This window comes from Pantanalinema rosaneae CENA516 (assembly GCF_050753385.1).
GTDB classification, from domain to species: Bacteria; Cyanobacteriota; Cyanobacteriia; order Leptolyngbyales; family Leptolyngbyaceae; genus Pantanalinema; species Pantanalinema rosaneae.
Genome location: NZ_JBLZFZ010000008.1, coordinates 66917 through 84639, shown reverse-complemented (window position 1 = coordinate 84639; position 17723 = coordinate 66917). Strand labels below are relative to the sequence as shown.

The window sequence follows — 17723 nt, the reverse complement described above, 5'->3', positions numbered from 1 at the left end:
ATCTCGGTTTTGGTGAAGTTTCCAAAAAGTCTTTTAGGTTAGGAAAAATCAATCCGTAGAGAGCGGTCTATGATTCTCCCCGATCCTTCTACTTTTTAGCGGAGGATTGTCCCCGTAGGGGGATGGAGTAAAATGTAGAGCAACGTTTTCCTTTAGTTACATGGCTCCACGAACTCAGGGGGTAGCACGTCGATCGCGCACAAAAGCTCCGGTTCAGTCACTTCCAGTTCCGCAATGGTCAGATCAGGCAGAACTGGTTGGCTTGGTGTTTGAGTTGGTCGCGTTAACAGCAGGGTCGTTACCAGCACAGTATACTGTGGGTCTTCATGCCTGGTTTCTGGATCAAATTCGCCAAATTGATCCGGAGTTATCGGCGTATCTTCATGATGGGGAGTCGGAAAAACCGTTCACGCTATCTGGATTAGAAGGGCCCTTAATTTCGAGTGGGCGAGAAGTGCAGTTACAAGTGGGGCAGACTTACCGTTGGGTGATTACGGCGCTGGAGCGATCGCTGGCTCAGGGATTGCAGCAGTGGTTGAAGGTGTTGCTGCCAGAAGTTGGGTTGAATCGTGCCCCGCTACAAGTTCGGCAGGTAGGGATTCTGTATCCAGCCATGACGTATGAGCAAATCTGGGCAATGGCGGCTAAACAAACGGGATCGATCTGTTTAAGTTTTCTGACTCCCACTAGTTTTCGGCGTAAGGGACATCATTTTCCGTTGCCTTATCCTCGCAATGTGTTCCACAGTTACCTACGGCGCTGGAATGATTTTTCGGGGCAACCGATTGATCAGGATGAGTTTCTTGATTGGGTGGATGATCATGTCATTATCCATCAAGTGCAATTAAACTCTACGAAGGTTGCTGCCGGAAAACGGGGTTCGGTGACGGGGTTTACAGGGGCGATCGAGTTGGGGTTGAACCGGACGGCAAATCAGGAGCCGGAGTTTGTGCAGTTGTTCTATGCGTTGACGCAGTTGGCTCCTTACTGTGGGACGGGGCATAAAACACCGTTTGGCTTGGGGCAAACGCAATTAGGATGGGAGACGACGATCGCACCTCCGGTTACTTCTCCGTTACAAACGGCGTTGGCAGAACGGATTGCGGAGTTGACGGAAATCTTTTTTGCCCAACGTCAGCGATCGGGGGGGGAGCGGGCACAGAAGACGGCGGAAACCTGGGCGACGGTGTTGGCGCGGCGGGAGTTGGGGGAATCGTTGACGACGATCGCGGCGGATTTGGGGATTGGGTATGAGACGGCAAAAACCTATGTGAAGCTGGCGCGACGATCGTTGAAGGATGAGCCATAACTAGGAGCTTATCTGGTGATCGTGATCCCATGCTCTCGGATTGGTTAACTGGCAGTTCAGTTTCCGTCCCCTTGCGGGGATTTAGGAGTTTGCGACAGAGATGATGACGGAAACTATCAGCGCTTATCTCACTTGTTTCAGTCCCCTTGCGGGGATTTAGGAGTTTGCGACGATTGGAGGTAAGACGATTGGAGGTAAGACGATTGGAGGTAAGACGATTGAATCCGCAACTCCATAGTTTCAGTCCCCTTGCGGGGATTTAGGAGTTTGCGACCACATGCAGCAGAAGCCCCCAACCTTGAATTCCTAGTGTTTCAGTCCCCTTGCGGGGATTTAGGAGTTTGCGACCTTGAAAGCTGACCCTGATCATCCTCTTTATTCTGGTTTCAGTCCCCTTGCGGGGATTTAGGAGTTTGCGACAACTAAGAGGAGCAGAAAATCATGACTACTACTACTGTTTCAGTCCCCTTGCGGGGATTTAGGAGTTTGCGACAAATATTGGGTAGTGGGTAATGCCGTCCCAGTATTCGTTTCAGTCCCCTTGCGGGGATTTAGGAGTTTGCGACCCAGCAGTGCGGCAAGTTGTTTGCCGACTATCTTCGGTGTTTCAGTCCCCTTGCGGGGATTTAGGAGTTTGCGACCATAAACGTGAGAACGATAACGGACGTGATTTAGTGTTTCAGTCCCCTTGCGGGGATTTAGGAGTTTGCGACCCCCAAAGGCTTTGCTGTAGAGAACTCATCCCCCGGCTTGTTTCAGTCCCCTTGCGGGGATTTAGGAGTTTGCGACCCCCCCATCAAAACCGTTAATCCTTTTAATCCGCATGGTTTCAGTCCCCTTGCGGGGATTTAGGAGTTTGCGACTGAAGAAATTGAGCCGAGGTTAGACCAATAATGCGTGTTTCAGTCCCCTTGCGGGGATTTAGGAGTTTGCGACATTCCCCGCTCTAAAGAGACGGGGATTGTCAAAAGGTTTCAGTCCCCTTGCGGGGATTTAGGAGTTTGCGACATTCCGTGACCTGGATGCCATGTGTCAGGGCTTAGTTTCAGTCCCCTTGCGGGGATTTAGGAGTTTGCGACCCTGGGGCGGGAGTTCTATCACTACAGGTGCGGCGGTGTTTCAGTCCCCTTGCGGGGATTTAGGAGTTTGCGACTTGCACGCCTGATGAGCGACCATCACTTCCGGGTGGATGTTTCAGTCCCCTTGCGGGGATTTAGGAGTTTGCGACTCAAGACGATTCAGTATTTCTATTGGGGTCAGACAGAGTTTCAGTCCCCTTGCGGGGATTTAGGAGTTTGCGACTGAGGATGGTCAGACTGTTCTGACCGCCTATGTCAGAGTTTCAGTCCCCTTGCGGGGATTTAGGAGTTTGCGACCATTCCGCCGGAACGCAAACAAGCTGACCAAGCACGTTTCAGTCCCCTTGCGGGGATTTAGGAGTTTGCGACTAAAGGCATCCTGCATAGTTATCCATTCTTTAGCCTGTTTCAGTCCCCTTGCGGGGATTTAGGAGTTTGCGACCCCCAGAGAAGTAGGGGAGCCGCTCTGGTTGAGCAAGCAGTTTCAGTCCCCTTGCGGGGATTTAGGAGTTTGCGACGAACAAACCATCATCTTGTCCTCAATCATTGATTTGTTTCAGTCCCCTTGCGGGGATTTAGGAGTTTGCGACTCTGCAAACCAGACTCACTCAGCAATTTATGCTAGGGTTTCAGTCCCCTTGCGGGGATTTAGGAGTTTGCGACTCAGTTGGGATTCGTTCATCGCATCAGAACGCCTAGGTTTCAGTCCCCTTGCGGGGATTTAGGAGTTTGCGACCCTCAGAGGGCGGAGAGACACCCTGCGAGAAGATGTTTCAGTCCCCTTGCGGGGATTTAGGAGTTTGCGACTCGATGTGGCATGAGGAACAATCACTAGATGACAAGTTTCAGTCCCCTTGCGGGGATTTAGGAGTTTGCGACTCAAATGCCTTTGTAGCCAGGTCATTAACCTTGAATGGTTTCAGTCCCCTTGCGGGGATTTAGGAGTTTGCGACACTAAATTCTTGAATCCTGCCGTCCATTTCAGTTGTTTCAGTCCCCTTGCGGGGATTTAGGAGTTTGCGACTGTTCCCTTGGGCTTGCGTAATGCACAGTCAAGGTAAGTTTCAGTCCCCTTGCGGGGATTTAGGAGTTTGCGACGCCTGTATCGTCTCCAGATGGGCGTGAGGTCATCCGTTTCAGTCCCCTTGCGGGGATTTAGGAGTTTGCGACTGTGGAGCTGGCTGACAGCCTCTTGAACTTTTTCAGAGTAAAATCGTTTCAGTCCCCTTGCGGGGATTTAGGAGTTTGCGACTATAGTTAGGACTGACCCACCTCCGGGACTCCCTACGGTTTCAGTCCCCTTGCGGGGATTTAGGAGTTTGCGACCGCACTAATGCTCTGCGGTTAGAGCCAGCGAGTGTGTTTCAGTCCCCTTGCGGGGATTTAGGAGTTTGCGACGGATGGAATCTATTTAGAAGAAACAGACATTTTCGATGTTTCAGTCCCCTTGCGGGGATTTAGGAGTTTGCGACTCGAAATTTGGCAAGGGCGATCGCCAGAATGCCCGGAGTTTCAGTCCCCTTGCGGGGATTTAGGAGTTTGCGACCCTTAGCCGCGCTGATTGTCGAATATAGAGAGCAGGGGTTTCAGTCCCCTTGCGGGGATTTAGGAGTTTGCGACTCAAAATTCAAATTCAACCTAAAACCATCATGAGCAAGTTTCAGTCCCCTTGCGGGGATTTAGGAGTTTGCGACTTTCAAAATCAATCCTGCAACCCTTTCTGGAACTATTGGTTTCAGTCCCCTTGCGGGGATTTAGGAGTTTGCGACCCCACAGGTAACGGATCAGAATGACGGGTTTACTCACACTGTTTCAGTCCCCTTGCGGGGATTTAGGAGTTTGCGACCTACGAGTATCGGAACCGAAAGACTGATGGAGTGGTTTCAGTCCCCTTGCGGGGATTTAGGAGTTTGCGACACTCTCCTAGAAGACGGTAGAGTCCGGATCAGCCGTGTTTCAGTCCCCTTGCGGGGATTTAGGAGTTTGCGACACCCAGAACTTAAAGAGCTAATTCAGCTCATTGAAGGTTTCAGTCCCCTTGCGGGGATTTAGGAGTTTGCGACTTTCTAAAGAGGAGGTAGTCGCTTCCTTTAGGGGACGGTTTCAGTCCCCTTGCGGGGATTTAGGAGTTTGCGACGCAGTATGGCAACCCGTTAAAGCAGAGTTGAGCAGTGGTTTCAGTCCCCTTGCGGGGATTTAGGAGTTTGCGACTGCCCAGGATCGACTCGCGATCGCAGCTGCCGATGAGTTTCAGTCCCCTTGCGGGGATTTAGGAGTTTGCGACAAGGCTGGCTGGGAAATAAATGGGCAGGCTTATCGTCAGTTGTTTCAGTCCCCTTGCGGGGATTTAGGAGTTTGCGACCCAACTTTCCGATAAACTTGAGCCATTTCGAGCAGGTTTCAGTCCCCTTGCGGGGATTTAGGAGTTTGCGACCTTCTCTGGAATGTTCCACTTGATATGTTTCCAGATGTTTCAGTCCCCTTGCGGGGATTTAGGAGTTTGCGACGTATCTTTGTTGAAATTAATAGAAGCCATTTGGTTTGTTTCAGTCCCCTTGCGGGGATTTAGGAGTTTGCGACTCCAGATTCCTGAAAGTCTAGGGACACCTCAGCATGTTTCAGTCCCCTTGCGGGGATTTAGGAGTTTGCGACAGCCCAGCATTTGTGGATTTGGGATGAACTGGCAGGGTTTCAGTCCCCTTGCGGGGATTTAGGAGTTTGCGACCTGTTGTTGTGGATGAAGTGGCATGAAAAAAGACACTGGTTTCAGTCCCCTTGCGGGGATTTAGGAGTTTGCGACCTAAAACTGTATCAAACCACAGTTGAAACCAGTGATAAGTTTCAGTCCCCTTGCGGGGATTTAGGAGTTTGCGACATGCCCTAGTCCTGGGACAAAGAAGCTCAGTCGAATGTTTCAGTCCCCTTGCGGGGATTTAGGAGTTTGCGACACAGACAGAAAGTTGGGTAAGGCAATATCCAGGCAAGTTTCAGTCCCCTTGCGGGGATTTAGGAGTTTGCGACTCCGGCTTGGGAATCGCTCATACTGTAAGGCTTTCAGAACCGATTTTGGCAAACCTGACTAAAAAGTCCATTACAGCCTGAACCTAGTTGAGAAATTTTACTCAAGTTCAGTTACTGAAACTGATGAAACTATTGAGTTGTCAAGGTTCTGGGCATTTTGGCAAACCCCCTAGGGTTTTCGCCCCCACTTCGATTTGCCAGAAATTGCTGGACTAGCTTAATCATAAACAGAGAATTAGCGATTGTCGAGAGAGCCATTTCCACTTTTGGAATACCCCTCTTCAACCCATAGGGCATACTGGGAACAATTGAAGCCAGAGAAAACCCAGCTTCTCACCTGTTCTTCTTCATTTATTACTGCTTCCATGTCTCTCCGTCTGCACCTCAGTCATCACCAAACCCGCCAAGGTTTGCTCTATCAACAGATCAAGATCAAACTAACGCAACCCGATCGCATCATTGATCCGCAAGATTTAGTCAATCTGGAACTGCCTCCTGGTATCGACACAACTAAAGGAGTCATTATTTCCGGTCGTGCCCCCATTTGGCTGTATAGCTATTTGGTGCATGAATGCCATCCAACCGCCTGGGTTGCCTGCTTTGACCCCCGCCTAGGAGCGATCGTCGTGTCCACCCATTCCCGCCAAACCACAATTGGTCAGGTGATTCCGATCGCTGATTTGTGGGAAGCCGCCCCCGCGATCGCTCGGCGTTCAGATGCCGCCCTGTGTCCAGCCTTAATGGTCGTCGGTCCTCCCGACAGTGGCAAAAGTGTGTTCTCCTATGCTGTCTTTCAAGCATTACTGCCTGAGTCACCCGACGTTTATCTTCAACGCGCCAATTGGGATGGTGAAGGCAATTATGTTTTGGAACTGCCTGACCATGACGATCCAGAGGAATTCAAAGCCACAAATAAAGGTCAACTGACCGATCGCTTCTTCCCCTACCATGCCCAGTCAATCCTCAACCTGCGGCGGCAAAAGTCTTTAGTCATCGTCGATGTTGGTGGCAAAGTCCAACCCGAAAAATTACCCCTATTAGAAGCCTGTAGTCACTACCTGATTATTAGCTCCCAGCCAGAAACCATCACCTCCTGGCATGAGTTTTGCCATGCCCGAGGTAACTTAACCCCCATCTCGGTGATTCACAGTGTCTTGCATGAGTGTGAAATCTTTCATCAAGGGGAACCCTATCTAGAGATGACCTGTGGAGCCTGGAACCGCGAACACCCGCGATCGCTCCCCCGCCCGGTGCTGGAACGTGTTCGGGCGCTACTACTGCAACGGGAGCCTGCATGAGCCGACCCGCTTACCAAGTTAACCACCTCTTCTTACTCATGGGCGAGAATCCCTTACCCAACGCTGTCGCTGCTATGACTCTACTGCAACCAGGTGGAACGCCTTACCTGGTTCATACCACTCATACTCGACTTCAAGCCGAGCGATTAGCCTCTGTCCTCCGAACCGTACCTACCCTCCAAACTCCTCGCTATGTAAATTTAGGCGAGCACCAGGCAGAAGCCTCAGTAATCCGCCAACAGATTCAAACGATCGCGGCAACGCTGTCCGGCACAGTCGGCATGAACTATACAGGTGGGACAAAAGTGATGTCTGTCCACGCTTACCGAGCTTTGGCACACAGCCATCCCAATGCCATCTTCAGTTACCTGGACTCCAATACCCTAGAAATGGTTCTAGACAACGACGATGGAGCCAGCAGTCACTTCAAAGTTACCTTACCTCTTACTCTCAAGCAATTGTTTCAGCTTCATGGGCTAGCCTGGAACAGTCACCAACCCCCGATCGTTCATCCTATTCAAACGGCTGTAGCTATTCAATTTGCTCATCTCCATCGCTTTGCTGATTGGGCAAAAGTATGGCGTAGTTGGTGCAATAGTGAATTGCGGCGGCTGGCAAAAACTCCCTTCTTCCATTGGAAACCAGAAGCAGAATTAGCTCAACTTCCAGCCCTCAGCTTACAAGGATTAATTGATCCATTTAAACAAGTTCTGCAACAACATCTGGGAGCCGAAAGCAATACATTGTCCCTTGCTACTGCCCAAAAACATGGTTTCCAACGCTTGAGCCAAATCTGTGAATGGCTAGATGGAGTATGGCTGGAACATTACGTTCTACACCAAATTCAGCAGATTGCTGCCGCTGCCGAAATTCACGAAGTTCGCCTCGGCTTCCGAATGCATGATGCCAGAGCAGCTACACCTCCTTGGGACAAATTTGAATTTGATGTGGCATTTATGCGGCACTATCAATTGTTTGCCCTCTCCTGCACCACTACTGATCGCCGATCTCTCTGTAAGCAGAAACTCATCGAGGCTAACCTCCGAGCCCGACAGCTCGGTGGTGCAGAAGCCCGGGTTGGGTTGGTTTGTTGTCACGATCGCCCAGATTCTCTCCGCTCTGAGTTAGAAGTCGCCACTCGCAATCGCAAAATTGCCGTTTTCGGTCGGCAAGACTTACAACACTTAGGTCAAAAAATTGTCAATTGGGTTCAGCAGAATGGTTAATCAACAAGATAACACCTTGAAGTTAACAGATATTTCGATCGGAATTGCCTGGTGTCTTGCCTGGGGCAACGATCGCCAACCACAATTTCCCCTGTCTACCCTGCAACAGATGCGTCAGGCATTACAGGCTGGCAAGTTAGATGAAGTGCCCAAAGAGGTGCGATCGCTGGTTGAGCAAGTCCGGCAACTGGATCAGTTAGATTTTCCCGATCAATTAGAGGCTTTGAAAGATAAGTTCTCTGAACTCTGGAACCAAACAACCGAGATTGGCTTGGTTTACGGTGGTGCTACCAAGATCAAAGGATATGTGTTTGAAGCCGCAAAACTACCGGATATTAGAGGTGCTTCGGCGTTACTCGATCGTATTAACTTAATTGACTTACCTGCTTACTTCGGTAAAGCACCTGAGTCAGAGACATTCAACGATCATTATCAAACTGTACAACAATGGCTCACTCAACACTTCCCTGGTGAAGATGATATTGCCAACCTCACACATGCCTTGATTCCCGAACTAATTATTTATTCGACGGGGGGGAACATCCTCACATTCTGCCCTACCGCTTATGTAGATGATTTAGCCAATGCGATCGAGAAACGCTATACCTGGGAAACTTTAACGGCTAACTCCTGTGCGGTGGGCGATCGCTTTCGCTTGCTAGAACTCCGACTAGGACTGCTTAAGGATTCGATTGAGCATACTAAATGGCTGGATTGGTATAGTCAAAACGCAAATCATGATCTGGTTAAAGCCTATTTTGGCAACCCAGATGATCAGCCAAAGTTAAGTGCTAAAGAACGATTTAAACAGCGTAAGAATTTTAATGAATTAGTCACAAAACTTGCAGGGCAATTTAACCAGCGTCGGAGTGGAAATGATCTACCTAATCGTCCCAGTCGGCGTTACCCAGTCATGTTTGAAACCCATCCCTATTTACGGCGGGATAGCAGCGATCGCCGCAGTGCCATTGGTCAGGCTACTCGGCTTCCGGGTGAACCCTGGTTTTCTGAACCGGTAGCCCGTAAACGCATTGCTGGACAGAGAGCCAAACGCGAACGAGAACAACGGTGGTACGAGGAGTTCAGGCAAGCTCAAGAGATTGAGTGGATGCCTGGGGAGTTTGAAAGCTGGGTCAGAAAATTCGAGAAGTTTTTGGAGAAGGAGAACCTAACAGCCACATACAATCCTGATAACCGACCCTTAGAGGAATCACATAAGGAAGCGCGATCGCTGAGAGAAATTGGGGATGTGAGTACACCGAAAGGGTTTGTTGCCTATATCTATGCCGATGGCAACAATATGGGGGGGTATATCCAGAAGCAGATCAAGACGGCTGAGGAGTACCAACGATTTAGTGAACACGTTACTCAAGCAACTGAGCAGGCTGTTTACTATGCTTTATTTGAACATCTTCGTCCCCGACAAATTCGACAGCTGAATGATCCGGAGAGTCAAGATCGGAATGATAAGTGGATCTATCCATTTGAGATTATTACGGTGGGGGGAGATGATGTGTTGTTAGTCGTTCCTGCGGACAAGGCATTGCAGGTCGCAAAGACGATCGGGGAAAATTTTGAAGATATTCTCCTTAACTTTGATGATAACTACTGCGTTCAAGATTCTTCTAAGTTACACCAGTCATGTAAATGCCACCGTTATCGAGTTGAACCAATTCATCCATCACAATGTCAATTAAGTATGTCTACAGGTGTATTAATCACCGCAGAGGATACTCCAATCTACTATGCCCAGCGACTTGCAGAACAACTCCTAAAATCAGCAAAAAAATACGCCAAACAATTGAAACAGGACGATCACTATCATTACGCCGGTGGAACGGTTGATTTTCTGGTCATGAAATCAGTCACGATGCTTTCATCCAGTATTGAGACGTTTCGGACTCAGGGATTGACCAAATCTCATCCAGGAAAACCAACCCTGAAACTGTACGCTGCCCCTTATACACTGCATGACTTAGGCGGTTTACTGAACACCGTACAGGTGCTTAAAGATGTGGACTTTCCGCGATCGCAACTGTACCAGCTTCGTAGCCTGTTAGAGCAAGGGAAACATACCGCCATGCTCAATTACCGTTACTTTCGGGTCAGGCTGACACGTGGGCAGCAAGATTTACGAACCTACTTTGAGGAAGCCTGGTGTAAACCGAAAGATTCAGCCAACACAGGCAACTTGGCTCCCTGGATGACGGTGGAATCTGAAAATGCTGAACAATCAGTAACTTACGAAACCCTGTGGCGGGAGTTGGTAGACTTATATCCCTTTGTCGAAAAAGCAGCTACTCCAAAAGCCACATCGTCAACTAATCAGGAGGTGGAAGTATGATTCGGTTGCAAGACCTACCACTCAACCCGATTACTTCCTATCAGTTAACTGCCGTAATTAACTCGGCTCTCTGTGTGGGAGCGGGTGGCTCCTCCGGTTCTTTGGCAGATAAACCAATTATTCGGACAGCGAAGAATGAACTTGTCATCCCTGCCTCTCAGTTAAAAGGTCGGCTCCGCCATGAGTGTGAAAAGTTGGCTAGGGGGTTAGGGTGGTCAATCTGCAATTCCCCCAACCCACAAACTATGTGTCCCCAACGGACAGGATTGTCTGAACAGGAGAAACATCGGTTTCATCGAAATGCCTATTGGATCACGGCAAACCAACAGCACCATTGTTTGATTTGCCAGATTTTTGGTAATCCGGTTTTGCCGTCTAAAGTGCTATTTGATGATTTAATTTGCACTCAAGATCCAGACAGTGTAGCAGAAGTGCTGCGCCCTGGAGTGACACTGAACCGGATGCGACGGACAGCCGAAAACCAAAAATTGTTTTTTCTAGAAACGTCACCCGCGAATGCTCAGTTACCTTTTGTCGGACATATCCATGTGCCAACTGATTTTCCTGAATGGGCTAAGGCATTGATGCTAGCAGGTCTGAAGCATATTCATGCCCTGGGCGGAAGTAAATCGGCGGGTTTAGGTTGGTTGCACTGGGACGATTGTTCGGATTGGCAGATTGATCCGTCTGCCTGGGAATTCCTGGCACAAGGGGCAGCACAATGAAGCAAATTCAATTGACAATTACGGCGGAGTCACCTCTAGCGATTGGACGACGCAAACCGGACGGATCGGTGAGTGAAGCGGAAGGCTACATTCCAGGGACGGTAATTCGAGGCGCGATCGCGGCTCAGATTCTGCAACAAGCAAATCCTGAAGCTAATGATCTAACTGAAAATGGGGGTGATTTTCAGGCATTGTTTCTGAGTGAAGCAGCGGCTATTTTTCGGAATGCCTACCCTTGTCTGACAACAATTAACGATAAACCGACGATTCAATCGGATGTCAGGGTTTTACCCACAACAGCAGTTAGCTCCAAAACCGATCCGGGGTTTAAACCAAAAGGGAATGGTGTGTTTGATACCCTCCTCGATCGCTTTTGTGCCAGTGCTTGTGGTCATCTTTACGATCCGAACTGTCCCAAAGATGCTGGGCGGGTTGAACCCTATTCTGGCTTCTACAGCCAGTCAGGCAATACCTATTTCAGCCACTCAGTCGATCGCAAGCTTTTAACCAGAGTGGGAATTAACCGCAGACGGGCAACGGCTGAAGAACAGGTATTGTATAGCATTGAAGTCCTCACTGAAGCTCAAGGTAAGGATAAGCATCCAGCCACTTATCACAGTGCAATCCTGATTCAGAACGATGCTTTAGCTAAACTGCTGGAGCAATATATTAACCAGCATTCGTTTCGTCTGGGTGGTTCCGCTTCTAGAGGTCTGGGAAAAGTCAAAATTCAGGCGAGAACTGAAGATGCGAAGCACTCAGTCAAAGAGCGGGTGAGCGCATTCAATAGTGCCCTCAAAGATCGATGGCAAAAGTGGAGCGTCTTTGGTGATTCTCAAAATCATGACGTTCGCGATCGCACTTTTTTTACCTTGAATCTCCAATCAGATGCAATCCTCAGCGAGAACTGGCAGCGAACTACCGTGCTTTCCCCAGAGATGTTATGTGAGTTGTGCGAAGTCGATGATCCAAACCTTCAACTCGAAGTTGCCTACACCAGTTATGACTATCGTTCTGGTTGGAATGCCGCCTGGGGGCTGATGAAAGATACAGAGTTAGTCACTAATTCCGGTGGGTTATACCTGTTCAGTACACAGGATCAAGCTCTCTGGCTACCTGCATTACAAGCTTTAGAGCTACGAGGTATTGGCGATCGTACCACCGAAGGATTTGGACAAATCCGAGTTTGTGATGAGTTTCATTTAGTTTTCCGGGAGCAAGCAGTATGACTCAAGAATTCAACTCAGAAATTGAACTTAAGATTCAAAAGGGTATCCGTCAAGCCGAAGATTCCCTAGTTATTTTGATTCAAGATGCTTTGGATACAAAAACCTCCTACGGTGATTTGCAAGAATCTCAATTCCGTAATTTAGTTCGAGTTTCCGATACAACTGAAAGCCCGGAGGTAGTCAAAAATTTTCTTCGCTATCAAGTAGGTCGTGATAAAAAATGGGGAAGAGGCAGAAACTCGCTTGCGGAAAAAATTATTTTACACATTGGTCAGAAAAGTAAAGAGCCAGAGCAAAAGGGCAAGATTTTACCTTTAGCAGAAAAGATAGCTGAAGATGCAGGCACAAAAGATGTAGATCGAATTTGGATTGAACTTATTCGCCGTTATTTAGGGTACGGCGCTCGTTATCTCAAATATCTCAACGATGGGCAGAATTAAGGTTTGAGGAATTCAAAAATGCAAAAAATTGTACTCTCAACTGTTGGAACGAGCCTCCTCACACAACAAATCGATCGTGGTAATCCAGACGAAAAAGATTGGTATCCTAAGCTCCGAGACTCTGCCAATCTTAGGCTAGAGGAAACTCCTGAGGAGATTAGAGATATTATTGCTACTCTTCAAGCAAGAGCTATTCATAAATTAGAGAAAGGCTCCATCAAGCAAATTCGGGCAGCCAGTGCAGAACTTAATGGCATTTATGGAATCTATGATGAACGGTTAGAGCAAGGTAAGACAGATATGCATTGGCTAATTTCAACAGATACTGCTCAAGGCATAGCAACTGCATCAATTGTCCAAGAGTTTCTAACAAACCACCGGATCACCACCCAAACTTTTACGCCATCAGGACTTTCAACATCCAGCACTCAAGCATTTACAGAAGGAATAGATGAGTTATTATCTTGGCTTGACTCAGCTATTAAAGGCTATGACCATACATGTTTCAACTTGGTTGGCGGTTTTAAAGCCTTACAAGGGTATTTAAACACAATTGGCATGTTTTACGCAAATGAACTTGTCTATATATTTGAAGGTGCTAATTCAGAAGTCATCAAAATTCCACGCCTGCCTATAGTAATCAATAGCAATATATTTCAAGACTATGTGGCTTCATTTGCTCTCATGGCGGCTGGTGCATGGTTGCCTATATCAGAAGATCTCAAAAAACTTCCTGAATCACTATTTCTTTTTGCCGAAAATGAGTGTGCCTTGTCTAACTGGGGACGCTTGACATGGAATCAGGTTAAGACAGGTTTTCTCTCAAATGATCTCTTGCCCTTACCAAGGCTTCAATATCAGAAATCTTTTCACAAGGACTATGAAAATATTAGCGATATCAGTCAACGAGTGAAGCTTCAAGAAGTTCTGGCAAAAGTATCCTATCTTTTTAGCAAATCGAACGGTGATACAGGAGCCTTAAAAGATGATGCAGGAGTTCTGTATGAGGTGTATACCAACAAAAATGGCATTGCTCATTTTCGAGTTACGCAAGGTATCAGAGTGAGTTGTGTAGCTGAAGATGGGCAGTTAGTTTTAAGGCGCTACGGAACTGAACCTGAAGTCAATAGAAATCCCTAGACCAGGAGCAATTTATGTTTGATATTTTTAGAAGTCGATTAGAACTCAAAGGTACATTAACTACCGTAACAGCATTACGAATTTCTCAAGGACGATCGACAGAGCCGATCGGGTCAGATTTACCTGTTGTGAAAGATGCTCTGGGCAGACCCCTGATTCCTGGTTCCAGTTTCAAGGGAGCATTGCGATCGCGACTAGAAAGTTTTCTCCGTGGCATTGATCCGTCGTTTGCAGACGATCCCAGTAGCCTCACTAGTCCTGATTCTATGAATGCAATTAAAGCTTTGAAAGAACGGTATGAGGATGATGCGGTTCTAACACAGGAGATATTGAAGCAGACCGATTTTGCGTCTCGCCTCTTTGGTTCTCCCTGGGTTGCCAGCAAGTTCCAGGTGCGGGATTTGACAGTGCAACCAGAAGCTTGGTTTGGTCAATATCAAGAACGGGATGGCGTTTCCATCGATCGTGACACTGAAACCGCATCTGATGGTAAGCTCTATGATTTTCAAGTGGTGCCCGCTGGAACACCTTTTGAGTTTCAGGCAGTCGTTGAAAACGCTGAAGATTGGGAATTAGGACTGTTGATGATTGGCTTACACCAGTTCGAGACAGAACAAATTCCTTTGGGTGGCGGACGATCGCGCGGTTTGGGTGTGGTGCGATTAGAGATTGACCAAATGGGGTGGTTTGACTACCCGGAAGACCAACCAAATCAGCTTTTGGAGTATTTGCAACGGTTGCTTAACAACCAGAAAGACCATTACTTATGTTCTCCAGAACGAATGACGGCTCTCAAACAAGATTGGACAGAAGCTCTGATTACCCACCTTCGGACTCCAACGACTGACACCACCACTTCAGCCACACTGTAAGAGGATCGCTATGCACAAACGCTTTGTCAATCACTGTACGATCGATCTCGCGCTAGAACCCTGTGGACCAATTTTGATCAAATCAGGCAAGGAAGGAGCTGATCCTACCAAGCCAGATATGGAATTTGTGGAAACCTACCACCAGGGAGGACGCTCTATCTACCTACCTGGAAGTTCTCTCAAAGGAGCGATTCGTGCCCATGCGGAGCGGATTGTGAGAACTGTAGGTAGTGACCAATTTAACTCAAAGCAACCCAATCTACCTTGGGCAACTGATCCGCTCGATCGCAAAAGCTATGAGAAGCTAGAGAAGGTTGAAGACCCAAAAGCAATTTATCGTCAGTCCTCCTTCACCGATCAAATGTTTGGCAGTATCCATATTGCCAGCCGCATTCGGATTGAAGATGCTTACCCCAGCGATCGCGCTGCACTTAAAATCGAGGAGCGGAATGGGGTTGCGATCGATCGGGTATTTGGATCCGTCGCTGTTGGGCCCTTCAATTATCAGGTTTGTACGGCGGGTGAATTCAGAACCAGAATTCACTTGAAAAACTTTTCCCTGGCGCAACTGGGATTAATTGGCTTGGTGTTGCGTGACCTGGATGATGGGTGGTTTGGACTGGGGTTTGCCAAGTCTCGCGGAATGGGTCTGGTGACTGTAAAACTCAATGCGGCTGTCGTGCAATATCCAGGCTGTGTGTTAGCTGAACCCAATAAAATCTCCGCGTTAGGGAGTTCTAAACAGTGGGATGACACAACTTTATTGGGAGCCGGAGAATTTTTGGAACCAGAGGAACGGCAACGGTACGGTTTTCCTGATCACGATCGACAGCAGACACCTGTTAAGGCTCAGTTAATGGCTCTGGGATTTGGAGTCCAACTGGAATGGCAAGCAGGAACAGTGAACGACCTGTTTGAGCGATCGGTCAAAGCTTGGAGCCAGCTTTTGGGGGTAGCCGCATGACCGTATTCGTTGGCTATCGACAACAATTGTCCTCCGAAGAACTGAGTAAGGTATTAGAGGACTACAAAAATCACAATAGTCGCTACTTTTTACGGTGGGTTCATCAGGTGAGTGGTATTGTCTCAGAATTGCCAGAACCCCTGAGTCCCGAAGGTCAAATGTTTGACGACAAGCGAGAACTACGCTGGAAAAAACACAGTAAAGGATTTGAGCTTCTGTTACTGAGTACCACTGGTGCCGACGATCGCTTTACGTCGATTGGAACAGCATGGGAATGTCAGAACCGGGATGCCCAGATTTATCCACCGACTGAAACCCGCTTCCCTACAGGCATTGACCATCGTGGTGTCAATGTTGGTCAACGCTACTTTTTAGATGCACACACCGCAACGGTTCATTTTGTTGCTCTTACAGTTCAGGCACAGCAATGACATCCAACAGACCGATTCGACGCAACCCTTCACCCAATCAGCTATCTCCCGAAAAACCCTATAAGCTGATCCCCTTTCCGACTCAACCACCAACCTTGAAGCATCCAGTCGGGCACGATCGCTACCGTTCTAACTGTTTACATGGTTCGATCGAACTTACCCTTAACGTGAGAACCGCCCTGCATGTATCGACTGGCATTGTCGCAATGGGTAGCGATGTGAGTAGCCGTGTCCCTCTAGTGAAAACAATGGCAAAAGGAACTTCGCAACAACTGACTATTCCAGGGAGTTCCTTGAAAGGTGTGGTTCGCTCAATTTACGAAGCGATTACAAATAGCACTTTGCCAGTTGTAACTAACTCCTATAAAAAGAATATGCCACCAGAACGATTGCTTCGCAATAAAAAGGAATTATGCCCAGCTAGCCTTGTTTTTGGCGCATTGGATTGGCAGGGTTTAATCCATTTTACCGATGCCAAATGTGAGAGAACTGAGTCGGTAGTTGGCTTCATGCCCTCTCTCTACCGTCCTCGTCCAGATCAACGTAGAGATTACTTTCAACATGGCAAGGCGGCTGGCAGAAAGTTTTATTACCATGCCGTTAAAGCAGTAGATGGGGGCGATCGTGGGATTCCTGTCCAGCAGGCAGGCACAGAATATTGCTTTACCACCCATCTGCAATTTATGAATTTAAGTCAGGCAGAATTGGGTACATTGCTCATTGCACTTGGGCAGGATAGTCAGTATCCCTTTGCCTTAAAGGTTGGCGGTGGTAAGCCGGTTGGCATGGGCACAATGACGGTTGAAGTCACCGCGATCGAGCAGGCTCAAAACCTCCGCGATCGCTATACCCGCTACACCCCACCAGATTCCAATCAATTAACAGGAGAGAAACTACAGCAATTTATGCAGCAAGCCATACAAGCTGCCCATAAAAACTTGATCCTGGAACCACAGCTACAGCAATTGGCAGAAGTCTTGAAATTTCCGACCGATCGCACTGCACCGGAGGGTATGTACTAATGCAAGCAACGGCAGCATTAACCGAAGTTCAGTGGCAGGTTGCAGATGCGATCGCTCAATCCTTGGTGCGGGATGGTACAGATGTAAATGAATTCAAGAAAATCATTAGTTATTTACGTGCCTATCGAGAACGAGACAATGCAGGGACTAAGTTTTTTGACTACCTTAAAACCCTGGCGAAAAACGGCGGACGCATTGGGCATAGTAATAAAACGTCAGCTTATTTGAATAACATCGAAAGAACTTGTGTCAAATACCTGCAACCTTATCAGAATGATGCGGTGACAATGTTGCAAATTTTGGGTTGGGCAGCCCGGTTAGTGCAGTATTACGACAAAGCAGGACCGATTGGCGAAATTCCGGAGATCGTCGTTCCCACCGAGCGAGAAGCAGTCATTCAAGCCGTCACGCAAGCGAATCAATTTGAGATTGGGCAACGGTTAGAAGCCACGATCGCGGCGATTAAAGGAAACAAAGTTACTTATGAGATTCTGGGTACTATTCGCCTGACTGAGAAAGAACCGCGAAAAGCCAGTACGTTATCTGAATCGCAACCTGTAACGATCGAAATTCTGGACTTGAAAGAAGACGGCAGTATCAGAAAAGTAAAGTGCATTGACTAA

Annotated in this window: 13 protein-coding genes and 1 CRISPR repeat array; all 13 genes read left to right on the top strand. The window is 47.9% G+C overall.

Annotated features, from left to right (window positions below; all coding sequences use genetic code 11):
* Positions 1–160: 160 nt before the first annotated feature.
* The 13 genes from cas6 (at position 161) to ACN4EK_RS06300 (ending at position 17723) form a co-directional block, all read left to right on the top strand.
* Positions 161–1309: a CRISPR-associated endoribonuclease Cas6 gene (gene cas6 / locus ACN4EK_RS06360; RefSeq protein ID WP_431656751.1), complete on the top strand. Its 1149-nt coding sequence runs from the start codon at positions 161–163 to the stop codon at positions 1307–1309.
* 59 nt (positions 1310–1368) lie between these two features.
* Positions 1369–5409: a CRISPR direct-repeat array (repeat unit 37 nt; unit sequence GTTTCAGTCCCCTTGCGGGGATTTAGGAGTTTGCGAC).
* A 365-nt stretch (positions 5410–5774) separates the two neighbouring features.
* Positions 5775–6707 carry a CRISPR-associated ring nuclease Crn3/Csx3 gene (gene crn3 / locus ACN4EK_RS06355; protein WP_431656749.1) on the top strand — a complete coding sequence of 311 codons (933 nt, stop codon included), beginning with the start codon at positions 5775–5777 and terminating at the stop codon, positions 6705–6707.
* A complete protein-coding gene (locus tag ACN4EK_RS06350; RefSeq protein WP_431656747.1) occupies positions 6704–7933 on the top strand; it encodes a Card1-like endonuclease domain-containing protein in 1230 nt (409 codons plus the stop codon). The genes crn3 and ACN4EK_RS06350 overlap by 4 nt, the downstream gene beginning before the upstream one ends.
* On the top strand, positions 7926–10277 hold the full coding sequence (gene cas10, locus ACN4EK_RS06345) for a type III-B CRISPR-associated protein Cas10/Cmr2 (protein ID WP_431656745.1): 2352 nt from the start codon (positions 7926–7928) through the stop codon (positions 10275–10277). Before ACN4EK_RS06350 ends, cas10 begins: the two co-directional genes overlap by 8 nt.
* Positions 10274–11002 carry an RAMP superfamily CRISPR-associated protein gene (locus ACN4EK_RS06340; protein WP_431656743.1) on the top strand — a complete coding sequence of 243 codons (729 nt, stop codon included), beginning with the start codon at positions 10274–10276 and terminating at the stop codon, positions 11000–11002. Before cas10 ends, ACN4EK_RS06340 begins: the two co-directional genes overlap by 4 nt.
* The gene (gene csx10 / locus ACN4EK_RS06335) at positions 10999–12231 is read left to right on the top strand and encodes a type III-D CRISPR-associated RAMP protein Csx10 (protein WP_431656741.1); all 1233 of its coding nucleotides are present in this window, start codon (positions 10999–11001) and stop codon (positions 12229–12231) included. Before ACN4EK_RS06340 ends, csx10 begins: the two co-directional genes overlap by 4 nt.
* Positions 12228–12671, top strand: coding sequence for a hypothetical protein (locus ACN4EK_RS06330; protein ID WP_431656739.1), 444 nt, complete (start codon positions 12228–12230; stop codon positions 12669–12671). The genes csx10 and ACN4EK_RS06330 overlap by 4 nt, the downstream gene beginning before the upstream one ends.
* Before the next feature lie 18 nt (positions 12672–12689).
* Positions 12690–13811 (top strand): hypothetical protein, encoded by a 1122-nt coding sequence (locus tag ACN4EK_RS06325; RefSeq protein WP_431656737.1) that lies wholly within the window; start codon positions 12690–12692, stop codon positions 13809–13811.
* A gap of 14 nt (positions 13812–13825) precedes the next feature.
* Complete coding sequence (gene csx7 / locus ACN4EK_RS06320) at positions 13826–14683, top strand: type III CRISPR-associated RAMP protein Csx7 (protein WP_431656735.1); 858 nt, start codon at positions 13826–13828, stop codon at positions 14681–14683.
* Positions 14684–14693: 10 nt separating this feature from the next.
* Positions 14694–15647, top strand: coding sequence for an RAMP superfamily CRISPR-associated protein (locus ACN4EK_RS06315; protein WP_431656733.1), 954 nt, complete (start codon positions 14694–14696; stop codon positions 15645–15647).
* The gene (locus ACN4EK_RS06310) at positions 15644–16078 is read left to right on the top strand and encodes a hypothetical protein (protein ID WP_431656731.1); all 435 of its coding nucleotides are present in this window, start codon (positions 15644–15646) and stop codon (positions 16076–16078) included. The genes ACN4EK_RS06315 and ACN4EK_RS06310 overlap by 4 nt, the downstream gene beginning before the upstream one ends.
* On the top strand, positions 16075–17100 hold the full coding sequence (locus ACN4EK_RS06305; RefSeq protein ID WP_431656729.1) for an RAMP superfamily CRISPR-associated protein: 1026 nt from the start codon (positions 16075–16077) through the stop codon (positions 17098–17100). Before ACN4EK_RS06310 ends, ACN4EK_RS06305 begins: the two co-directional genes overlap by 4 nt.
* A complete protein-coding gene (locus ACN4EK_RS06300; RefSeq protein ID WP_431656727.1) occupies positions 17100–17723 on the top strand; it encodes a hypothetical protein in 624 nt (207 codons plus the stop codon). Before ACN4EK_RS06305 ends, ACN4EK_RS06300 begins: the two co-directional genes overlap by 1 nt.